This window comes from Sphingobium sp. WCS2017Hpa-17 (assembly GCF_031843765.1).
GTDB lineage: Bacteria > Pseudomonadota > Alphaproteobacteria > Sphingomonadales > Sphingomonadaceae > Sphingobium.
The window spans coordinates 220,110-239,119 of the sequence record NZ_JAVTIV010000001.1 but is presented as its reverse complement, the minus strand read 5'-3'; the positions used below and the strand labels follow the sequence as shown (position 1 = coordinate 239,119).

The window sequence follows — 19,010 nt, the reverse complement described above, 5'->3', positions numbered from 1 at the left end:
TGCTTTATTCTCCAGAACGAAGATAGAACGGGAGTCGGACTATGATGGAAGATTTTTCCTACGCCCTGCCCCAAACGGGTTCCGCCGCGCCGCTGACGCCGCGCGACGAGCGCGCCAGCCTGCTGGTGGTGGCGGACCGGATGGAAGCGGCCGATCTGGAACCGGTAGCGAACGCGGCAGGCCTGCGCCTGCTGGGCGTCACACCGCTGGCCGATGCGCCGGTCCGGCTCGATCTTCAGGCGCAATGCGATACCGTCCTGCTTGTCTGCCCGACCCTGACGCCGCTGCTGGAACGGCTGCTGGTGCAGCTTGAAACGCAGGCGATCCAGAATGGGATGGCGGTGATTCTGGTCGCCGGGCTTGAAACGATCGATCTCGCCTTCGCCTGCCTGCGCAGCCCGCATAGCCAGTTGCTCTGCGACCCCGACCGAACCGAACTCGCCGCAGCGCTGGTGGCGGCTGGCGAGCATCGCCCGGCCGCCGGGCAAGTGCATGAGGTCGATCGCGAGGGCGCCCGACTCCAGCAATTGAGCGAGGAGGTCGGCCGCCTCGCCCGTACGCTCGACGCGCTGACGGAACGGACGCGGATGGCCGCGCCCAGCTTCGACCTTGGCCCCCGCATTTCCGACCGGCCGAGCGACTATATCGGCATGCCCGCCCTTGCGCCGATCGGTGCGCCGGCCGGCGCGCTGACGCCGACGACAGACAAGGCGGCATCGACCATCACCGCCACCCAGGTCCGCGACCTGCTACGCGCTCGGCGGATTCGCGCCGACTTCCTGCCCGGCGACCTGTTCGCCGATCCGGCCTGGGACATGATGCTGGACCTGCTGGCCGCGCGGCTGGAACATGAGCGGGTATCCGTTTCCAGCCTCTGCATCGCCGCCGCCGTCCCGCCGACCACCGCGCTGCGCTGGATTCGCACCCTGACCGACAAGGGGCTGGTCGAGCGCCAGGCCGATCCGCATGACGGCCGCCGCGTTTTCATAGCCCTGGCGCAGGAGGCTACCGATGCGCTGACCCGCTGGTTCGGCGCCAGCCGCCGCCTGCTCGCCAACTGACATGCTAGCGCTTGACGGCCGGACTTTTTCGCTTAGATAGGCGCTCTCCCGAAAGGGGGCGATTAGCTCAGTTGGTAGAGCGTCTCGTTTACACCGAGAATGTCGGCGGTTCGAGCCCGTCATCGCCCACCAGTTTTTTCGGTCTTTAGAGCCCGTCCGGGGGACATTTCCCCGAAAAACTCCCGAAGCGAAGCGAAGGGCGCCTTCGCACCGCCATCCAATCCGCATCCGTAACGTTCATCGTGCAGCAAGCATGGCTATAGCAATGTTACTGCATGCCATTCGCAGCCTTCTTCAACGGGACGATCCTGCCCCTTGTGCTGATGCTGTCGCCCCTTGCCGTGATGGTGGCTGCGCCTTGCACGGGCTGGCATCCCGTCGCCAAGGCCGCGAAGACGCCCGGACAAAAAGCCTGCACGCGCCATCAACCGCTATTGATGTAAAGCCGCATATTGCAGCGCAACGGCACCGCTGCTAACCGCTGGACCATGATCCAGCCGCCCGAAACCATCCGAGTCTCCAAGTCCCGCGTGTCCTGTGACGGCAGCGGTGACATTCCCGCCGCCCTTGGCCACCCGCGCGTCTTTCTGGAAATTGATGAGCATGGCTATGTCGACTGCGGCTATTGCGATCGGCGCTTCGTGCTGATCGGCGGGGCGGCTGACCATGGCGACGTCACGACGAAGCCCGACATCGCATCGGGCGCCAGCCTCTAAGCTTTTCTATTGGGCTTCCGCCGTGCCGCCCCTATATCGGGCGGCATGACCGAACTCGCTCCCCTCTTCACCGATGCCCGCGGCCTTCTCTATCGTCCGGGCCTGCTCGATCCCGATGGTGCGCGCCGCCTGACCGCACAGGCGCTGGGCGCCTGCGACGATGGCGAACTCTATCTGCAATATCGGGCGAGCGAGAGCTTCGGATTCGACGACGGGCGGTTGAAGACCGCCGATTATTCCACCGATGCCGGTTTTGGCCTGCGTGGCGTGTCGGGCGAGATGACCGGCTTCGCCCATGCCAATGATATCAGCGAGGCCGCGATCGCCAAGGCGGCGCAGACGCTGACGCTGCTGGACCCGGCCAAGGGCCAGCCCGCCCCGCCGCCCCTGCGTACCAACCGCCATCTCTACACCGACGCCAATCCGCTGGAGATCGTCCCCTTCGCAGAGAAGGTGAAGCTGTGCGGCGAGATCGATGCGGCGGCTCGCGCCCGCGACCCGCGCGTCGCGCAGGTGTCGGTCAGTCTGGCCGGCAGCTGGTCGGTGGTCGAGATCGTGCGCGCCGACGGCTTTACCGCGACCGACATCCGCCCGCTGGTGCGTCTCAACGTCTCCGTCATTCTGGAAGAAAATGGCCGCCGCGAAACAGGCGTGTTCGGTATTGGCGGCCGCTATCTCTATGACGAGGTGATGGACCCCGCGATCTGGAACCGTGCGATCGACGAGGCGCTGGCCCAGGCGCAGGTCAACCTGCGCTCCATCGCCGCGCCCGCCGGCGAAATGACCGTATTGCTCGGCCCCGGCTGGCCCGGCGTGCTGGTGCATGAAGCCATCGGTCATGGCCTGGAAGGCGATTTCAACCGCAAGGGCACCAGCGCCTTTTCCGGTCGCGTCGGCCAGCGTGTCGCTGCGCCCGGCGTCACCGTGGTGGACGATGGCAGCATCCTTAATCGGCGCGGCTCGCTCTCCATCGACGACGAAGGCACGCCGACGCAGGAGAATATCCTGATCGAGGATGGCATCCTCAAAGGCTATATGCAGGATCGGCTGAACGCCCGGCTGATGGGCGTAGCGCCCACCGGTAACGGCCGCCGCGAAAGCTACGCCCACGCCCCCATGCCGCGCATGACCAATACCTTCATCAAGGGCGGCAATGACGATCCGGAGGAACTGCTGAGCCGCATGACGTCCGGCATCTTCGCCAAGAGCTTCGGCGGCGGACAGGTGGACATCGTGTCGGGCAAGTTCGTCTTCTCCTGCACGGAGGCCTATAAGGTTGAGAATGGCAAGATCGGCGACCCGATCAAGGGCGCGACCCTGATCGGCGACGGACCGACCGCGCTGACCAAGGTGATCGGCATCGGCAACGACTGGGCGCTGGACGAAGGCATCGGCATGTGCGGCAAAGGCGGGCAGAGCGTGCCGGCTGGCGTGGGACAGCCGACATTGCTGATGGAAGGCCTGACGGTAGGCGGCACCGCGACCTGAAAGATCACTGGTCGTCGGGCTGCGGCACGGCGACCTGAGCCTGCGGTGGCATGAATGGCGGAACGTGGCCCGGCGTCCGTTGTTGATCGGGTATGAACATGTTGACCGACAGCCACGACGCCGTGACGGACGACTGGGCCGCCGCCCTGCTCGATTTCTGGTTCAACCAGGTCGGCGAGCAGGGCTGGTACAGCCATGATCCTGAACTGGACCAGCTTTGTACCGCGCGGTTCCGGACATTGTGGCTGGAAAAGCAGCACCTGCCTGCCGAAAGCTTTCTGGATCGCGCCGATGATGCGCTGGCGGCGATCCTGCTGTTCGACCAGCTGCCCCGCAACATGTTCCGGGGCACGGCCGATGCCTTCGCCACCGATGCGCTGGCAAGGGATTTGGCGCGCGGTGCGATCGCGATGGGCTATGACATTCAGATCGGCGGGGCCGGGCGGCTCTTCTTCTACATGCCGTTCCAGCATAGCGAGGCGATAGAGGATCAGGATTTGTCGCTGACCCTTTTCGAGGGCGTCGGCGACGAGCGTTCGCTGGATTTTGCCCGTAAACATCATGCAACCATCGCGCGTTTCGGACATTTCCCTCATCGGAACGCGGCGCTCGGCCGCCCTACATCGCCCGAAGAGGCGGCAGCGGTGGCCGAAGGCGCACGCTGGTAGCGTAAAGTTGCACAAAATTTAGGCAGCAAAGTTGCGCTGCACAATTTTTTGGCGTCATTTTTATGACCGTATCGCCATAACCCCGCATTAACGCGCCTTTTGCGTTTTGGCACGCCTCTTGCTGAGTATGTTTCCGCACACCAGTAACAGGGGGCGACATGAAACTTGTCATGGCTATCATCAAGCCGTTCAAGCTTGACGATGTCCGCGAGGCACTCTCCTCGCTCGGCATCGCAGGAATGACGGTCAGCGAAGTGAAGGGCTTCGGCCGCCAAAAGGGGCAGACCGAAATCTACCGCGGCGCCGAATATTCGACGAACATGGTCCCGAAGATCAAGATCGAGGTGGTCTGCGACGACGACCTCGCACCCCGCGTCGTGGAAGCGACCCAGGCGGCCGCCAATTCGGGCGCCATCGGCGATGGCAAGATCTTCGTCCTCGATGTCGGTCAGGCCGTGCGTATCCGCACCGGCGAAACCGGCGAAACCGCGCTGTAAGAAGGGGGAAATAATGACCTTTTCCAAGAAAATTGGCGGCGTGGCGGGGGCTGCGGCTCTGTCGCTCTTCACCGCCCTGCCCGCCTGGGCGCAGGACGCCGCGGCGCCCGCCGCCACGGTCGACAAGGGCGACGTCGCCTGGATGATGACCGCCACCATCCTGGTGCTGGCGATGATCCTGCCGGGCCTGGCGCTGTTCTACGGCGGCCTGGTCCGCAGCAAGAATATGCTGTCAGTCATGACACAGATCGGCGCGGCTGCCTGCCTCGCGATGCTGATCTGGGTCATGTACGGTTATTCGATGGCCTTCGGCCCCGATTATACCAGCGGCCTTTCCAACTTCGTTTCGACCTTCGACAAGGCGTTCCTGAAGGGCGTCACGCCCGCTTCGCAGGCCGCGACCTTCACCGCAGGAGTCGAAATCCCCGAATATGTGTTCATCAGCTTCCAGATGACCTTTGCCGCGATCACGGTCGCGCTGGTGCTGGGTTCGGTGGTCGAACGCATCAAATTCTCGGCTGTCATGGTGTTCGCCGCCGTGTGGCTGACCATCACCTATTTCCCGATCGCCCACATGGTCTGGGCCGCTTCGGGTTATTTCTTCAAGGCTGGCGCACTCGACTTCGCTGGTGGCACCGTGGTGCACATCAACGCAGGCGTGTCCGCTCTGGTGGCCTGCCTCATCCTGGGCAAGCGTATCGGCTTCCCCAAGGAACCGATGGCGCCGCACAGCCTGACGCTGACCGGTGTCGGCACCGGCCTGCTGTGGGTCGGCTGGTTCGGCTTCAACGCCGGTTCGGCACTCGAAGCCAACGGTTCGGCCGCACTCGCCATGATCAACACCTTCGTTGCCACGGCTTCGGGTGGTCTGTTCTGGATGCTGGCCGAAAAACTGAACGGTCATAAGGGTTCGGCGCTGGGCTTCTGCTCGGGCATCATCGCCGGCCTCGTCGCCGTCACGCCTGCCGCCGGCAACTCCGGCCCGTTCGGTGCGATCATCCTGGGCGCCGTCGCTTCGATCGTCTGCTTCTATGCCGTCACCGTCCTCAAGCCCAAGCTCGGCTATGACGACTCGCTGGACGCCTTCGGCATCCATGGCATCGGCGGCATGATCGGCGCGATCGGCACTGCCATCGTCTACTCGCCTGCCTTCGGTGGCCCCGGCGCGGAAGACTATGAAATCGGCGCCAAGCTGCTCGTTCAGATCGAAGCGGTCGTCGTGACCATCATCTGGGCATCGATCGGCACCGCCATCGCCATCTACATCGCCAAGGCCGTCACTGGTCTGCGGGTCGCCCAAGAGGTCGAATATGAAGGCCTCGATCTCGGCGAACATGGCGAACGAGCCTACAATCCGTAAGTTTTCACTGCATTGGCCGGGCGGCCGAACCGCCGCCCCGCCTTCCGATGTTCCTCCTGCGAACATGCCTTGGGTCGGTACGAAAGTACCGGCCCTTTTTTTGGGCTAGGCATGATGTAACGGCGGGAAAGTGTCAGATTTCCTTATGCGTCAGCGTGGTCGGATCCAGAGCGTGGCGGCACGCGGCGTTTCCGCCGGCCAACGCCGGCCGCGCGCCATCACCTGAACCGCCGCCCGCGCGACCCAGCCGAGCTTCTCCGCCCTGGGCGTCACGACGCGATGGTCCCACGCCTGCTCGCCCCGACGGGCAACTTCGCGCGCGATGTCGCCATAGATGCCTGCTGCGGCCAACACCGCCCAGGCCGCGCGGGGCGGCAGGGCGCCGGTGCCATGGCGGGCGCTCGCTTCATAGGCGGCGGCCATGTCGGCCATGCGCCGGGCGAGGACGGCAAGGCGCGGTCGGACCCAGGGCTTCATATGCTCGCCGGGCGGGATGTCCATTTCCGCCAGCCACTCCTGCGGCAGGTAGCAGCGATCTGCCGCCTCATCCTCGCTGATGTCTCGGGCGATATTGGCGAGCTGAAAGGCAAGGCCCAGGTCGCAGGCGCGATCGAGCGTCGCCTGATCTTCGGGATCGACGCCCATCAGTACCGCCATCATGCAGCCGACCGCGCCGGCGACATGATAGCAATAGCGCAGCATGTCGGCCTCACTACGCGGTCGCCAATCGCGGGCGTCCAGTGCGAAGCCTTCGATCAGGTCATGGGCATAGCGGGCGGGGATCGCGCATTCGCGCATCACCACGCCAAAGCCGTCAAACGCCGGATCGCCGGTCGGTTCGCCCCGCAGCGCCTTGTCGGACAGCACCCGCATCATCGACAGGCGCGCCTGTGCATCGGACACGCTGGTCATCGCGCCGCCATGGTCCTGCCCGTCGGCGATATCATCGCATTTGCGACACCAGGCGTAGAGCAGCCAGGCCCGCTCGCGCGTCACGCGGTCGAACAGTTTCGAAGCCATGGCGAAGGATTTGGAGCCGCGCGCGATACTGTCGCGGGCATGAGCGACAAGGGCGGCGCGGTCTGGGATAATGGAGGACATGTCAATGGACATGCCCTCCCCTAACCCCTCCCGCAAGCGGGAGGGGAATATTTGCAGCAGTTACAGTCGTCCCGCCTTCATCGCGAAGATCGTCTCATGCGGCTGATAGACGGCCATGGCATCGACCAGCCCTTCGATGCTGTCGTCATGGATCAGGATGCCGGCATGTTGGGCGCGGATGAAGCCGGCTTCCACCATCTGCCGGTTGAAGCCGATCAGCTGGTCGTAGAAGCCTGCGACGTTGAGCAGGCCGACCGGCTTGCTGTGATAGCCCAGTTGCGCCCAGCTGATCGCTTCCCACAATTCGTCCATCGTGCCGACGCCGCCCGGCAGCGTCACGAAACCGTCCGACAGGTCAGTGAAGAGCTGTTTGCGTTGGTGCATGGTCTGGACGACGTGCAATTCGGTGCAACCGCGATGTGCGACTTCCGCGCCGACGAGCGCTTCGGGGATCACGCCGATCACCTCGCCGCCGGCTTCCAGCGCGGCATCCGCCACCGCACCCATCAGGCCGAGACGCCCGCCGCCATAGACGACGCCGATACCGCGCTCCGCCAGCGTGCGGCCAACATGGCGCGCCGCGTCGATATAGGTGAGGTCGGCCGGCGTCGCCGATCCGCAATATACTGCCAGTCTCTTCATTTCGTCCGTCCGTGGGGCCGTGCCCCTTAACCCAAATCCTGCAACATCAGCGCCGCCGTCGCCTTGGCGCTGCCCACCACGCCGGGGATGCCCGCGCCGGGATGGGTGCCGGCCCCTACCAGATAGAGGTTGGGAATGACATCGTCGCGATTATGCGCGCGGAACCAAGCACTCTGGGTCAGCAGCGGCTCCAGGCTGAAGGCGCTGCCCATATGGGCGTTCAAATCTCGGCCGAAATCGCTCGGCGCATAATGGAAGCGGGTGACGATGCGCGAGCGGATGTCGGGGATCAGCCGATGCTGAATCTCGTCCAGGATCCGTTCCGCATAGGCATGGCCGAACTGGTCCCAGTCGATCGGCAGCTTGCCCATATGCGGCACCGGGGCGAGCGCATAAAAAGTCGAATAACCCTCCGGCGCCATCGACGGATCGGTGACGGTCGGATGATGCAGATAGAGCGAGAAATCCTGCGGCAGCACGCCATGATCGTAAATGTCGGTCAGCAACCCTTCATAGCGCGGCCCGAACAGGATCATGTGGTGCGGGATGCCCGGCCAGCTGCCCTTGATGCCGAAATGGAGTACGAAAAGGCTGGGCGACCAGCGCTTTTGCGCCAGTTTCTCGCCCTGCTTCTGGCCGCGCGGATGATGGCCCAGCAGATCGCGATAGCTGTGCATCAGGTCAGCGTTGGTGGCGATCGCATCCGCCTCCCCGCGCCAGCCGGAAGCGGTATGCACCGCCGTCGCCTTGTCCCCATAGGTTTCGATCCGTGTGACGGCGTCGCCCAAGCGCATGGTGCCGCCCAGCCGTTCGAAATGGGTGGCCATAGCCTGCACCAGACGGTTGGTGCCGCCTTTCGCGAACCAGACGCCGCCATCCTTTTCCAGCTTGTGGATCAGGGCATAGATGGCGCTGGTCTTCATCGGGTTGCCGCCGACGAGGAGCGTGTGGAAGGACAGCGCCTCCCGCAGTTTCTCATTCTTCACATGGGATGCGACGACCGAATAGACCGAGCGCCATGCCTGATATTTGGCGAGGCTGGGCGCGGCCTTGATCATGGAGGCGAAGTCGAGGAAGGCGACCGCGCCGAGCTTGCGATACCCCTCTTCATAGACGCCGGCGGCATAATCGCAGAAGCGTTCATAGCCGGCCACGTCGTTCGGATCGAGCCGGGCGATCTCCGCCCGCAAGGCCGCTTCATTGTTGGAATAGTCGAAATTGGTGCCGTCGCGCCAGTTGAGCCGATAGAAGGGCGACACCGGGACCAGCCCGATATCCTGCGCCATGTCATGACCCGACAACCGCCACAATTCCGCCAGGCAATCGGGATCGGTGATAACGGTCGGGCCGGCGTCGAAGGTAAAGCCGTCCTTTTCCCACATATAGGCCCGGCCACCGGGGCGATCGCGCGCCTCCACCAGGGTGGTGTCGACGCCGGCCGATTGCAGCCGGATGGCTAGCGCCAGGCCGCCAAAGCCCGCGCCGATGACGATCGCGCGTCTGGGATTTGGCCTGTTCATCAGGCGGGCGGGTTCCACAATGTTCGCATGGCATCCCTTATGGGCACCGGGGGCCGTCCGCACAAGATGCGGATGCGATCCGCGATGGTGGAGCGTCCGGCATAAAAGCGCTGGATCAGCGTCGGGCGCAGGCGGTAGAAACGGGCGAAGATGCGCCAGCGCTGGTCGGGGCGAGCGGCGCCGAACAGCATCTTGCCCAGCAGGCGATAATAGCCGCCGCGCCGCCAATGCGCGCGGGCGTAGGCGCGGGTTGCAGCCGGAAGCCCATCCAGCGGCTGATCGGCGAGCCAAAGCGCGAATCGCACCGCATCCGGCAAGGAATAGCCCGTCATTGGCTGGAACAGGCCGGCCTGCACTCCGGCGCGGGCGACAGGATCGCCTTCCGGCCAGTAGCGGTCAAAGTCGCCGCCATGGACGACGGGCAGCACACCCTGTTCGCGATGGATCACCTTGCCCTGCCAGCCCTTCCCTCGCACATAGGCCGCGATGCGGGCGTCGAGGGCATCAGTGTCGAGTGCCGGCTCGTCGCTATAATAGGTATCCTCGATGAAAATGGTCTGGTCGTCCCAGGGGAGCAGATAGACGAAACGATAGCCATCCTGCTGCTCGACCGTCGCGTCCATGATGACCGGGCGGTCGATGCCGTGGGGTTCATCACATCGCAGGCTATGGCCGACGAATTTCTGCCAGCCGCAGCGGAGCGTGGACAGATCGCCCGCCCCCCGTGCATCGATCACTGCTCGTGCCCTGATCGTCCGGCCGTCGGCTAATGCGACATGATCAGGGGCAAGTGTCGTAACCGGCGCGCTGGTGAGTAGCCGGTCGCCCAGCGCGCGCTCCAGTGCGACAGCGAGTTGGACAGTTGTTATGCTGTTATAGGGCGTGTCCAGATCCCGGCTGTAGCCCGGAAAATCAACGCGATGCCCCTGCGGCCAGCGATACGCCACCAGCCGGTCGATAAGCCAGCGATCGGCGGGTGCGACGTCGCCGTCGAAGAAGGACCAGACATGATTGCCGCCGGGGCGGTCGCCCTGTTCGACCAGCAGCAGCCGAACCTCCGGTCGCAGGCGCGCAAAGGCCAGCGCGATCAGGCCGCCGGAGAGGCCGCCGCCGATGATCGCCAGATCGCAGTCATAGTCATCCGTCATGCCGCTCCTGTTAGGCGAAGGGAGGGCTAGCCGTCGCGCGAAATATAGTATAGGGGGGTACCCTATGCACATTATTGCGGATCGAGACAAATTGCTGGCGCGCGTGCGCCGGATCGCTGGCCAGGTGGCGGCCGTCGAGCGCCAGTTGACGGGCGACGCAGGTTGTTCGGAAACATTGCAACTGGTCGCGTCGGTGCGCGGCGCGGTGGGCAGCCTGATGGAAGAACTGATAGAGCAGCATATGCGCGAGCATGTTGCCCGGCCGGGCCTGTCCGACGAGGCGCGGACAGCCGCGACCGAGGAAATGCTGGCGCTGATCCGCCGCTACGGGAAATGACGATGCACGACGATCATAATCATTCTGGCGGCCATCATCATGGGCACGGGCATGGGCACGATCATGGCCACCATGACCATGATGCGCCCGCCCCGCCCGCGTCCGACGAGGGTGAGGACAGCCATTATTTCGACCATATCTATCTGTCTGCCGGGCATGACCAGAATGCGAAGCGGACCTTGTGGGTCGTCTGGCTGACCGCCGCGACGATGGTGGTGGAGATCGTCTTCGGCTGGATCACCGGGTCGATGGCGCTGCTGGCCGACGGCTTCCATATGGCGACCCATGCCGGGGCGCTGGCGGTCGCGGCGGCTGCCTATGGCTATGCCAAGCGCCATGCGCGTAACCCCCGCTATACGTTCGGTACCGGGAAGGTGGGCGATCTGGCCGGCTTCGCCTCCGCCCTGTTGCTGATGGGCACCGCGCTGTTCATCGCCATCGAATCGGGCATGCGATTCTTCCAGCCGATCCACGTCGCTTTTGGCGAGGCGACGCTGGTGGCGGTGATCGGCCTCATCATCAACATCATCAGCGCCTTCCTGCTGGGGCATGACCATAGCCATGATCACGGGCATGGTGGGCATGGGCATGACCATGTGCACGACCACAAGGATGGCCATGCCGACAACAACTTGCGCGCCGCCTATGTCCATGTGTTGACCGATGCGCTGACGTCGGTGCTGGCGATCGCGGCGCTGCTGGCCGGGCGCTATCTGGGCTGGTGGTGGATGGACCCGGCGGTCGGCCTGCTGGGCGCCGTCGTCATCGCACGCTGGGCCTGGGGCCTGATGAAGGATACGGCCGCGATCCTGCTCGACACCGCAGAGCCGGCGCTGATGGCGCGGGTGCGCGGGCTGGTGGAGGCGGAGGGCGCGACCATCCGCGACCTGCATGTCTGGCGGATCGGGCCGCATGCCCATGCCGCGATCATCAGCCTGGCGCCCGGCGCCGACGCGCCAAGGGTGCGGGCGCGGGTGCGGGCGCTGCCGCGCATGGAGCATGTCACGGTGGAGTGCGGTTGAGCGCCTGTGCGCCCTTCGACAGGCTCAGGGCGAACGGACCTTGTTGACTAAGGGCGCTCGTCCCAGCGCACCAATGTGACCCCACCGGTGACATCCACGGCCAGTTCGCCAAAGGCGCCGGTGCGCAATTTGAGTGTGCCAAGGGGCAGGCCGGCTGCGAGCAGGGCGAAGCGTGCGGCACCATTGCTGGTGACGAGCAGGTCGTTGCCCGCCCCGCTCTCCGCGAAAAAAGCGCGCCAGGCGGCCATGCGCCGGTCGGCATCGACGATCCAGCCATCCGGCGCGATACCGCGTTCGTCCCAGTCCGCCAGCGCCTGCGCACCGATGCGGGCGAGCACCTCCGCCTCCGGCTTGCCCTCGTCCGGGCCATGGTCGATCTCGCCCAGCCAGTCGAGGCTGCCGTCGCGCGCATGGCCGGTGGCTGCCGCGATCAGATCGGCGGTTTCGCGGGCGCGTTTCAGAGGGCTGGAGAACAGGCGGTCGATCGGTAGCGCCTGCTGCGCGAACCATTCCCCCAGCCGGTCGGCCTGGGCGCGGCCGCTGTCCACCAGCGGGATATCGGTCCGGGCGCCGACGCGCCGCGCCTCCGCACTGCTGGCGAAAGTGTTGCCGTGACGGATGATGAAGAGGCGGCGCATGGGGCGGCGTTCAGAGCGGTGGCGTGGGATCGCCATGGAGCGCGATCAGTGCTTCGACCCGGCTGATATCCGCCTCCGTATCAATACCGCTGCTGTCAAAGCGCGGCGGATCGACGGCGACCGTCATGACCGGGATGCCCAGTTCGAGCAGACGCAGTTGCTCCAGCCCCTCCAGATTTTCGAGCGTCGTGGGCGGGCAGGCCTCGAACCGCTGGAGCGCATCCAGCGCATAGCCATAGAGGCCGACATGCCGCCAGACCGGTGAACGCGGCGCGGTTTCGCGCAGCTTGTCCTCGCCGCGAATGGCGGGGATGATCGTCTTGGAAAACCAGAGGGCATGGCCATCCGGCGCACGGGCGCAGGTGGTGCCGCTGAAGGGCGAGCGGGTCTTGTGGTCGCGCAGCGCATCGAGCGACGGCCAGTCGAGCGCGATCACCGGTGTGGCGACCGGCGCGCCGGCCTGCAAGGCGGCAATCACGGCGGCCAGCGCGCCTTCCGGTTGGAAGGGCGAATCGCCCTGAAGGTTGACGATGAAGCGCGGCAGAGCGGGTTGCGCCAGCGCGGCCGCGAGCGCACGCCCCGATCCCGTGGCAATGGCGCTGTCGGTCATCACCGCATCGCAGCCGACGGCTCGGGCGTGATCGGCGATAGCGTCGTCGTCCGTAGCAACGGCCAGAGCGACATCAGCGCGGTCGCCGATCGCAGCGCGCGCCATGGCGATGGTACGATGAAGCAAGGTCCGCCCGGCGATCAGGCGGAGCGGTTTGCGCGGCAGGCGGGACGATCCGGCCCGCGCGGGAATGACAACGAGAAGGCTCAGGCGACCCCGGCGTGCAGCAGGTCGTGCATATGGACGGCGCCGATCAGGCGGCCATTGTCGCAGACGAAGAGCAGCATGATATTCCGCTCGTGCATCAGGTGCAGCGCTTCGGACGCCAGTTCGTCCGAGGTGACCGCCAGCGGCGTCATGGTCATGAAGCGGCCGACCGCCTCGGTCAGATTTTGCTTGCCGGTGACGGTGCGGCGCAGGTCGCCGTCGGTGAAGGCGCCGATCAGGCGGCCATTGCGATCGACCACCGCCGTGCCGCCGAGGCGCGCACGGGTCATTTCGATGGTGGCGTCGAGCAGCGAAGCATCCTCGCGCACCATCGGCACATCGTCGCCCTTGGCCATCAGTTCGCGCACCTTGACCAGTTGCGCGCCGAGTCGGCCATTGGGATGGAATTTGTGGAAATCGTCGGCCGAGAAGCCGCGCATTTCCATCAGCGAGATGGCAAGCGCATCGCCCAGCGCCATCTGCACCGTGGTCGAAGTCGTGGGCGCCAGCGCATTGGGACAGGCTTCCTCCACTTCCGGCATCAGCAGCGCCATGTCGGCCGCAGCGGCGACAGTGCTATGCTCCTGAGCGGTGATGGCGACCAGCGGAATGGCGAAGCGCTTGCAATAATGGATGATCGGACCGAGTTCGGTCGATTCGCCCGAATGGGACAGCATCAGCACGACGTCGTCCGGGGTGATCATGCCGAGATCGCCATGGCCTGCATCGGCCGGATGCAGGAAGATAGCGGGCGTGCCGGTGGAGGTGAGCGTGGCCGTCATCTTGCGGGCGACGATACCGCTCTTGCCGATGCCAGTGACGATCACGCGACCGCGCACCTTCATGATAACGCCAATCACGCGCAGAAAAGTGGCGGCAAAGTCGCGCTCGGCGAATTTAGCTTCCAGCGCATTGAGCCCGAAGGCTGCAATGGACAGACTGCGGCAGGCAGTCTCCACGATACGGCTGCCGGAGCCGAACGGGACGATCTTCGAAGCTGGTGTCGACACGCGTTTGCCCTTTTTTCCGTTTCAATCGACCGGAAGACCCCGATCGGATCCACGGCGACGAACCACCGTATTCGATGTGCCGTCTTTCCCTCGTTCCGCGACCCCTAGCCAGTTTCACAACCAGCATGGGATCATGGCTTACGCCGTTTCAGGCACTTATGGCAATCTATTTTGCAAGTGCGAAAGAAAATTTGAAGGGGTCGAAGCGAGACAAACCAGAATGGCGCAAGATGAAGCGAGTAATATTAGCGACAAACAGCGGAACCTTTTAGGATTTCGCGGGTGCAGCGCACCATGATGTCATCATGCAGCATGATAGTCGCGATACCATTGCACGAATCGCGGCACGCCCGAGTCGATTCCAGTCGTGGGCGCAAAGCCGATATCATGCGATATCGCACTGATATCCGCGTAGGTCGCATGAACATCGCCCGGCTGCATCGGCTGAAAATCAATCTGCGCCTTCTTGCCGATCGCATCTTCCAGCACGGCGATGAGGTGCATCAGTTCTTCAGGCTGGTTGTTGCCGATATTGTAGAGTCGGTGCGGCGCACGGCTGCCCCCCGCCTTGGCCGCGCCATCGTCCGCCGGCGGATGGTCAAGGCAGCCGATGATGCCGCTGACGATATCGTCGATATAGGTGAAGTCGCGCTGCATCCGGCCATGGTTGAAGACGGGGATCGGCTCGCCCGCCAGGATCTTCGCGGTGAAGATCCACATCGCCATGTCGGGACGCCCCCAGGGACCATAGACGGTGAAGAAGCGCAGCCCGGTCATCGGAATACGGAAGAGATGGGCGTAGGTTTCGCTCATCAACTCGTCGGCGCGCTTGGTTGCGGCATAGAGTGAGACAGGATGATCGGCCCGGTCCTCCACCCGGAAGGGCAGCGTGTCGTTGCCACCATAGACGGACGAGGAGGAGGCATAGACCAGATGCCGCACCCGCCGTTCGCGCGCCAGTTCCAGCATGTTGACGTGGCCAGCCAGATTGGAACGGACATAGGCATGGGGGTTGATAAGCGAATAGCGCACCCCCGCCTGCGCACCGAGATGAATGATTGCCTCAATCACCTGATCGGCGAGCGCCCCCTGCAATGCGTCGAGATCGGCAAAGTCGAGTTCATGAAAGGTGAAGAGCCTGCCATGCGTCGCCTGAAGCCGGGCGATGCGATCGCGCTTTAGCGAGACGGGATAATAGTCGTTCATATTGTCGATGCCGACTACGGCATGGCCCTGCGCCATCAGCCGGTCGGCGACGTGCATGCCGATGAATCCGGCGGCTCCTGTAACGAGGATCGTCATGCTTATCCCTCTCGGCATGGGTGCGGGCGCGCGGCCATTGCCCCCGTCTCGACCAATCCATGTCAGCTTGTAAACCCCCCTTCCTCTACCGCCGGGCTGTAACCGGCCGGCGACGGGCAGGCTTTCCGACATCTTTACCGCACTCTAATCTTTGTCGCCTATGGCAGGGCCATGGACATGGCATCCCATCCCGCGCTTCCGACTATCGCCCCTCCCCCTGCCATCAGCGGGCAGGGCCATTGCGCGCGCTGGCTGGCGCTGGCGCAGGATGCAGCGGAGGCCAACGCCTTCTACGCGCCCGACATGCTGGGCGCGGCGATCGACCATCTGGCCGGCGGTCAGGACGTGCATCTGATCGAGGCATGTGACGGCGATCGCCTGATCGGGCTGCTGCCGGTGATACAGCGAGCGCGGCACGGGCGGCTACCGATCGGCTGCGTTTCCAACTGGATGCACGATCATTGTTTCTTCGGGGCGCCGATCATCCGGCGGGGCGACGAGATTGCGGCCTGGCGCGGTTTTCTGGCGCAACTCGACGCGGCACCCTGGGCCGGCGGCTTCCTGCATCTGGAGGGGCTGGACGCGGCCGGCGCCAATGCTGCGGCGCTGGAGGCACTGTGCGTCGAACAACGGCGCGGGCGGGTGGAAATCCATCGGTACGACCGGGCAATGCTGCGGTCGGACCTGAGCGCGGATGCCTATTGGGACACGCATGTCCGGTCCAAGAAGCGCAAGGAATTGCGGCGCCTGCAAAAAAGGCTGGCGGAATTGGGTACGGTCGAGACGCGGCTGCTGAGCGCGCGGGACGATCTGGCATTGTGGTGCGACGATTTCCTGGCGCTGGAAGCATCGGGATGGAAGGGACAGGAAGGCACGGCATTGGGGTGCAAGCCGGCCGACGCCGCCTTCTTCCGGGCCGCCTGCGTTGCCGCTTTCGACGCCGGGCGGCTGCATATGCTGCGTATCGACCTGGACGGGCGAGCGATCGCAATGCTGGTCAATTTCCGCCATGGCGAAGGCGCCTTCTCCTTCAAGATCGCATTCGACGAGGCGCTGGGCCGCTTTTCGCCCGGCGTGCTGATCGAGATCGCCAACCTGCATGCGGTGCAGGACGATTCGACGATCGGCTGGATGGATAGTTGCGCCGCCGCCGATCATCCGATGATCGACAGCCTGTGGGCGGAGCGGCGGACCATCGTACAATATCGTATCGCGCTGCACGGCCGCGGCATGGCACGGATGCAGCGCAGCGCCGCCTTCGCCATCGCCAATGGCGTCGAGACGCTCGCCAGAAAGTTGAAAGGACAGGCATGACCGCCCATAGCCCGATCGCGCCGGCCGCCGGCGCCACCTTCCCCGATGACGCGCGCGCCATCTTTGCCGCCGCCTATCCCGACCAGTCGACCAAGCTCAGCCATGGGCTGGTCGGCCATAGCCTGCTGACGCTGGACGCGCTGGCGACGCTGGCGGAACGGATGCCGGCGACGTCGGTGGAATATAATCTGGGCAAGCTGCCACTGGGCGTGACGGCCGAGGATACGCCCTCCAACGGGCTGACGCTGGGCGAGACGATCCGCACGATCGAGACGAACGGCAGCTGGGCAGTGCTCAAGAATGTCGAGCACGACCCGGCCTATGCCACATTGCTGGACGATGCGCTGGCGGAGCTGGAACCGATCGTGGCGAGCAAGACCGGGCCGATGCTGCACCGGGAAGCCTTCATCTTCCTCTCCTCCCCCGGCAGCGTGACGCCGTTCCATATGGACCCGGAACATAATATCCTGCTCCAGATCATGGGGCAGAAGACGATGACCGTCTTCCCTGCGCGCGACGAGGATCTGGTGCCGGCGCAGAAGAGCGAGGATTTCCACGGTGGCGGGCATCGCAACCTGGTCTGGCAGGACGGGTTCAAGGCGCGCGGCAAGGCTGTACGGCTGGAGCCCGGCGACGCCATCCATGTACCGGTGAAGGCGCCCCATTTCGTGGAGAATGGCCCGACCGTGTCGGTCAGCCTGTCGGTCACGTGGCGATCCGAACGCAGCGTGGCCGAGGGCGAGTTGCACAGCTTCAACGCGCTGCTCCGCAAGCGCAGCCTGCCGGTCGGGAAGGTCAGCGCCCAGCCCGAAACGCAGGGCGTTCGCCGGCTGGTCTATCGCATCATGCGGAAGCTGGGCGCCTGAGCAGACGGCGCAGCAGCGCTTCGGCTTCGAGGCGCGGACTGAATCGTTCCAGCACCCACCATTCGAGCGTGTCTTCGCAGGTGGCGAGGCTCTGTTTGTAGCGATCCTTGCCGGCCAGCAGCGAATAGCGGCTGAGGTCGTGGGCGGCATAATGGCCGACCGCTGCCGCGTGGCAGAGCAGGCCCGGCTTGTCCTTGGCTGAGCGCGGTGCGGCGAAGGCCGACTGATAGTTCATCGCCACGCCGCGATGGACGAAATTGACCAGCAGCCCGACCACGCCGCCGGCATCGGTGAAGCGAAGTAGCTCGACCGCGCCGGTGGGCAGGCCGCGCGCCGCAATGGTCGCGACGAAGTTGCGGAAGCCGGCATCATCCCACGCATTGTCGGCATGACGGCCGCCATTCAGCGCCGCCATTTCCTCCAACCAGGGGGTGATATAGTCCAACGTGCCGATGCTGACATCGGGCAGCGGGCCGCCATGATCCTTCATCGCGCGCCGGATCTGGCTGCGCGTATTGCTGCTGAGCAGCGAGAGATAGTCGTCATCGGCGGCGCGCACGGCGTCGAGATCGACCTGATAGACCGGCGACTGGTCGACGCGAGTGCGTCGGCGGGCCGGCAGGGCGAGCAAGGGCGAATCGGGTGCGATGCCGCTCAGCCGCAGCGCGCGCCAGTCGCGACGCCGGGCAAGTGCGGCCAGCGCGGCGACGGTCGCTTCCGCCTCCCGCCCTTTTTCCACCAGCAAACCATTATATTCGACATAGGGTCGATCGGCTTGCGGATCGCCCGACTGGTTGAGACTGAGTGTCGCCACCGGGCCGAGCAGGCGCGGCTCCATCGCATGGCCGACCAGCGCCAGCGCCACATCCACGCCCGCCGCGTCGGTGATGGCGAGCAGGTCGGGCCGGATCCCGTAACTGTCGAGCCAGGCCGAAACCCAGGTCCAGCCGTGGAAAAAGCTGCCGTCCGACCGCGCCTCCAGCGCCTGCCAGCGTTGCGCCAGGGTTGCCCGGTCGGGCTGCGAGAAAGTGGCGGACAAGGTCATCGCGCCCCTTGTGACAGAGCGCAGTGACGGGTCAAGCCATCAGGCGGACAGGCGCCGGGCGGGATCGACCGTGCCGTCCGGGCGCACGCCGGCGCGTGCCAGATCGCGGCCCATGCGGCCAGTAAGGAAGCGATACCACATGACGAAATCGGCGCGCAGCGACCAGAGTGGATAGCGGAAGGTCGCAGGCCGATTACGCTCGATCAGGCCATGGCCGGCCCAGGCGAAACCGTAGCCTGCCAAGGGTACCGCCGCCGCCATCCACCAGCCGCCGGCAAAGGGCAGGCTTGCGATCAGACCCACCACGAGGCTGGTGCCCGCATAATGGAGCGCGCGCGTGCCCGGCCGGGCATGTTCCTGAAGATAATAGGGCCAAAAATCGCGAAATCGGGTGATGCTGGTCATGTTCTTCTTTCTGGCATCCTCTCTGGATACCAGCATAACGACCGCCTTGATCT

21 protein-coding genes and 1 tRNA gene are annotated in these 19,010 nt (G+C 64.8%); 12 read left to right on the top strand and 10 right to left on the bottom strand.

Annotated features, from left to right (window positions below):
- Positions 1-41 precede the first annotated feature (41 nt).
- The 8 genes from RQH62_RS01045 to RQH62_RS01010 all read left to right on the top strand — a co-directional run bounded on the left by RQH62_RS01045 (position 42) and on the right by RQH62_RS01010 (position 5,790).
- On the top strand, positions 42-1,061 hold the full coding sequence (locus RQH62_RS01045; protein WP_311266886.1) for a MarR family transcriptional regulator: 1,020 nt from the start codon (positions 42-44) through the stop codon (positions 1,059-1,061).
- 56 nt (positions 1,062-1,117) lie between these two features.
- Positions 1,118-1,193, top strand: a tRNA-Val gene (locus tag RQH62_RS01040).
- Between the two features lie 143 nt (positions 1,194-1,336).
- On the top strand, positions 1,337-1,504 hold the full coding sequence (locus RQH62_RS01035; RefSeq protein WP_311266885.1) for a hypothetical protein: 168 nt from the start codon (positions 1,337-1,339) through the stop codon (positions 1,502-1,504).
- A 45-nt stretch (positions 1,505-1,549) separates the two neighbouring features.
- Entirely contained in the window at positions 1,550-1,777 is a 228-nt protein-coding gene (locus RQH62_RS01030) for a zinc-finger domain-containing protein (RefSeq protein WP_311266884.1), read from the top strand.
- Positions 1,778-1,822: 45 nt separating this feature from the next.
- On the top strand, positions 1,823-3,265 hold the full coding sequence (tldD, locus tag RQH62_RS01025) for a metalloprotease TldD (protein ID WP_311266883.1): 1,443 nt from the start codon (positions 1,823-1,825) through the stop codon (positions 3,263-3,265).
- A gap of 92 nt (positions 3,266-3,357) precedes the next feature.
- Positions 3,358-3,933: a DUF924 family protein gene (locus RQH62_RS01020; protein ID WP_311266882.1), complete on the top strand. Its 576-nt coding sequence runs from the start codon at positions 3,358-3,360 to the stop codon at positions 3,931-3,933.
- A 158-nt stretch (positions 3,934-4,091) separates the two neighbouring features.
- The gene (locus RQH62_RS01015) at positions 4,092-4,430 is read left to right on the top strand and encodes a P-II family nitrogen regulator (RefSeq protein ID WP_004209785.1); all 339 of its coding nucleotides are present in this window, start codon (positions 4,092-4,094) and stop codon (positions 4,428-4,430) included.
- Between the two features lie 13 nt (positions 4,431-4,443).
- Positions 4,444-5,790 (top strand): ammonium transporter, encoded by a 1,347-nt coding sequence (locus RQH62_RS01010; protein WP_311266881.1) that lies wholly within the window; start codon positions 4,444-4,446, stop codon positions 5,788-5,790.
- A gap of 150 nt (positions 5,791-5,940) precedes the next feature.
- Here the strand turns inward: RQH62_RS01010 and RQH62_RS01005 are convergent, their stop codons facing one another.
- The 4 genes from RQH62_RS01005 to crtY are packed head-to-tail and all read right to left on the bottom strand — an operon-like array spanning position 5,941 to position 10,201.
- The gene (locus RQH62_RS01005) at positions 5,941-6,891 is read right to left on the bottom strand and encodes a phytoene/squalene synthase family protein (protein ID WP_311266880.1); all 951 of its coding nucleotides are present in this window, start codon (positions 6,889-6,891) and stop codon (positions 5,941-5,943) included.
- 60 nt (positions 6,892-6,951) lie between these two features.
- Positions 6,952-7,533: a TIGR00730 family Rossman fold protein gene (locus RQH62_RS01000; protein WP_311266879.1), complete on the bottom strand. Its 582-nt coding sequence runs from the start codon at positions 7,531-7,533 to the stop codon at positions 6,952-6,954.
- 26 nt (positions 7,534-7,559) lie between these two features.
- The gene (locus tag RQH62_RS00995; protein ID WP_311267495.1) at positions 7,560-9,074 is read right to left on the bottom strand and encodes a phytoene desaturase; all 1,515 of its coding nucleotides are present in this window, start codon (positions 9,072-9,074) and stop codon (positions 7,560-7,562) included.
- Complete coding sequence (gene crtY, locus RQH62_RS00990) at positions 9,053-10,201, bottom strand: lycopene beta-cyclase CrtY (RefSeq protein ID WP_311266878.1); 1,149 nt, start codon at positions 10,199-10,201, stop codon at positions 9,053-9,055. The genes RQH62_RS00995 and crtY overlap by 22 nt, the downstream gene beginning before the upstream one ends.
- Before the next feature lie 64 nt (positions 10,202-10,265).
- Here crtY and RQH62_RS00985 point away from each other — a divergent pair, with 64 nt between their 5' ends.
- Entirely contained in the window at positions 10,266-10,538 is a 273-nt protein-coding gene (locus tag RQH62_RS00985) for a metal/formaldehyde-sensitive transcriptional repressor (RefSeq protein ID WP_120250949.1), read from the top strand.
- Positions 10,535-11,560, top strand: coding sequence for a CDF family Co(II)/Ni(II) efflux transporter DmeF (gene dmeF, locus RQH62_RS00980; protein ID WP_311266877.1), 1,026 nt, complete (start codon positions 10,535-10,537; stop codon positions 11,558-11,560). Before RQH62_RS00985 ends, dmeF begins: the two co-directional genes overlap by 4 nt.
- Before the next feature lie 47 nt (positions 11,561-11,607).
- Here the strand turns inward: dmeF and RQH62_RS00975 are convergent, their stop codons facing one another.
- The 4 genes from RQH62_RS00975 to RQH62_RS00960 all read right to left on the bottom strand — a co-directional run bounded on the left by RQH62_RS00975 (position 11,608) and on the right by RQH62_RS00960 (position 15,327).
- Positions 11,608-12,198, bottom strand: a complete 591-nt coding sequence (locus RQH62_RS00975) for a histidine phosphatase family protein (RefSeq protein WP_311266876.1) — start codon at positions 12,196-12,198, stop codon at positions 11,608-11,610.
- Positions 12,199-12,208: 10 nt separating this feature from the next.
- Positions 12,209-13,018 carry a 3-deoxy-manno-octulosonate cytidylyltransferase gene (kdsB, locus tag RQH62_RS00970; protein ID WP_311267494.1) on the bottom strand — a complete coding sequence of 270 codons (810 nt, stop codon included), beginning with the start codon at positions 13,016-13,018 and terminating at the stop codon, positions 12,209-12,211.
- The gene (locus tag RQH62_RS00965; protein ID WP_311267493.1) at positions 13,015-13,974 is read right to left on the bottom strand and encodes a KpsF/GutQ family sugar-phosphate isomerase; all 960 of its coding nucleotides are present in this window, start codon (positions 13,972-13,974) and stop codon (positions 13,015-13,017) included. Before RQH62_RS00965 ends, kdsB begins: the two co-directional genes overlap by 4 nt.
- 354 nt (positions 13,975-14,328) lie before the next feature.
- Positions 14,329-15,327, bottom strand: a complete 999-nt coding sequence (locus RQH62_RS00960; protein ID WP_311266875.1) for an NAD-dependent epimerase/dehydratase family protein — start codon at positions 15,325-15,327, stop codon at positions 14,329-14,331.
- A gap of 171 nt (positions 15,328-15,498) precedes the next feature.
- Between RQH62_RS00960 and RQH62_RS00955 the strand changes: the two genes are divergently transcribed.
- A complete protein-coding gene (locus RQH62_RS00955; protein WP_311266874.1) occupies positions 15,499-16,641 on the top strand; it encodes a GNAT family N-acetyltransferase in 1,143 nt (380 codons plus the stop codon).
- Complete coding sequence (locus RQH62_RS00950; RefSeq protein WP_311266873.1) at positions 16,638-17,507, top strand: cupin-like domain-containing protein; 870 nt, start codon at positions 16,638-16,640, stop codon at positions 17,505-17,507. The genes RQH62_RS00955 and RQH62_RS00950 overlap by 4 nt, the downstream gene beginning before the upstream one ends.
- On the opposite strand, the gene RQH62_RS00945 is transcribed toward RQH62_RS00950, so the two are convergent.
- Positions 17,485-18,552: a GNAT family N-acetyltransferase gene (locus tag RQH62_RS00945; RefSeq protein ID WP_311266872.1), complete on the bottom strand. Its 1,068-nt coding sequence runs from the start codon at positions 18,550-18,552 to the stop codon at positions 17,485-17,487. The two genes, RQH62_RS00950 and RQH62_RS00945, sit on opposite strands and share 23 nt — an antisense overlap.
- 39 nt (positions 18,553-18,591) lie before the next feature.
- Positions 18,592-18,957, bottom strand: a complete 366-nt coding sequence (locus tag RQH62_RS00940; RefSeq protein WP_311266871.1) for a DUF962 domain-containing protein — start codon at positions 18,955-18,957, stop codon at positions 18,592-18,594.
- Positions 18,958-19,010 lie beyond the last annotated feature (53 nt).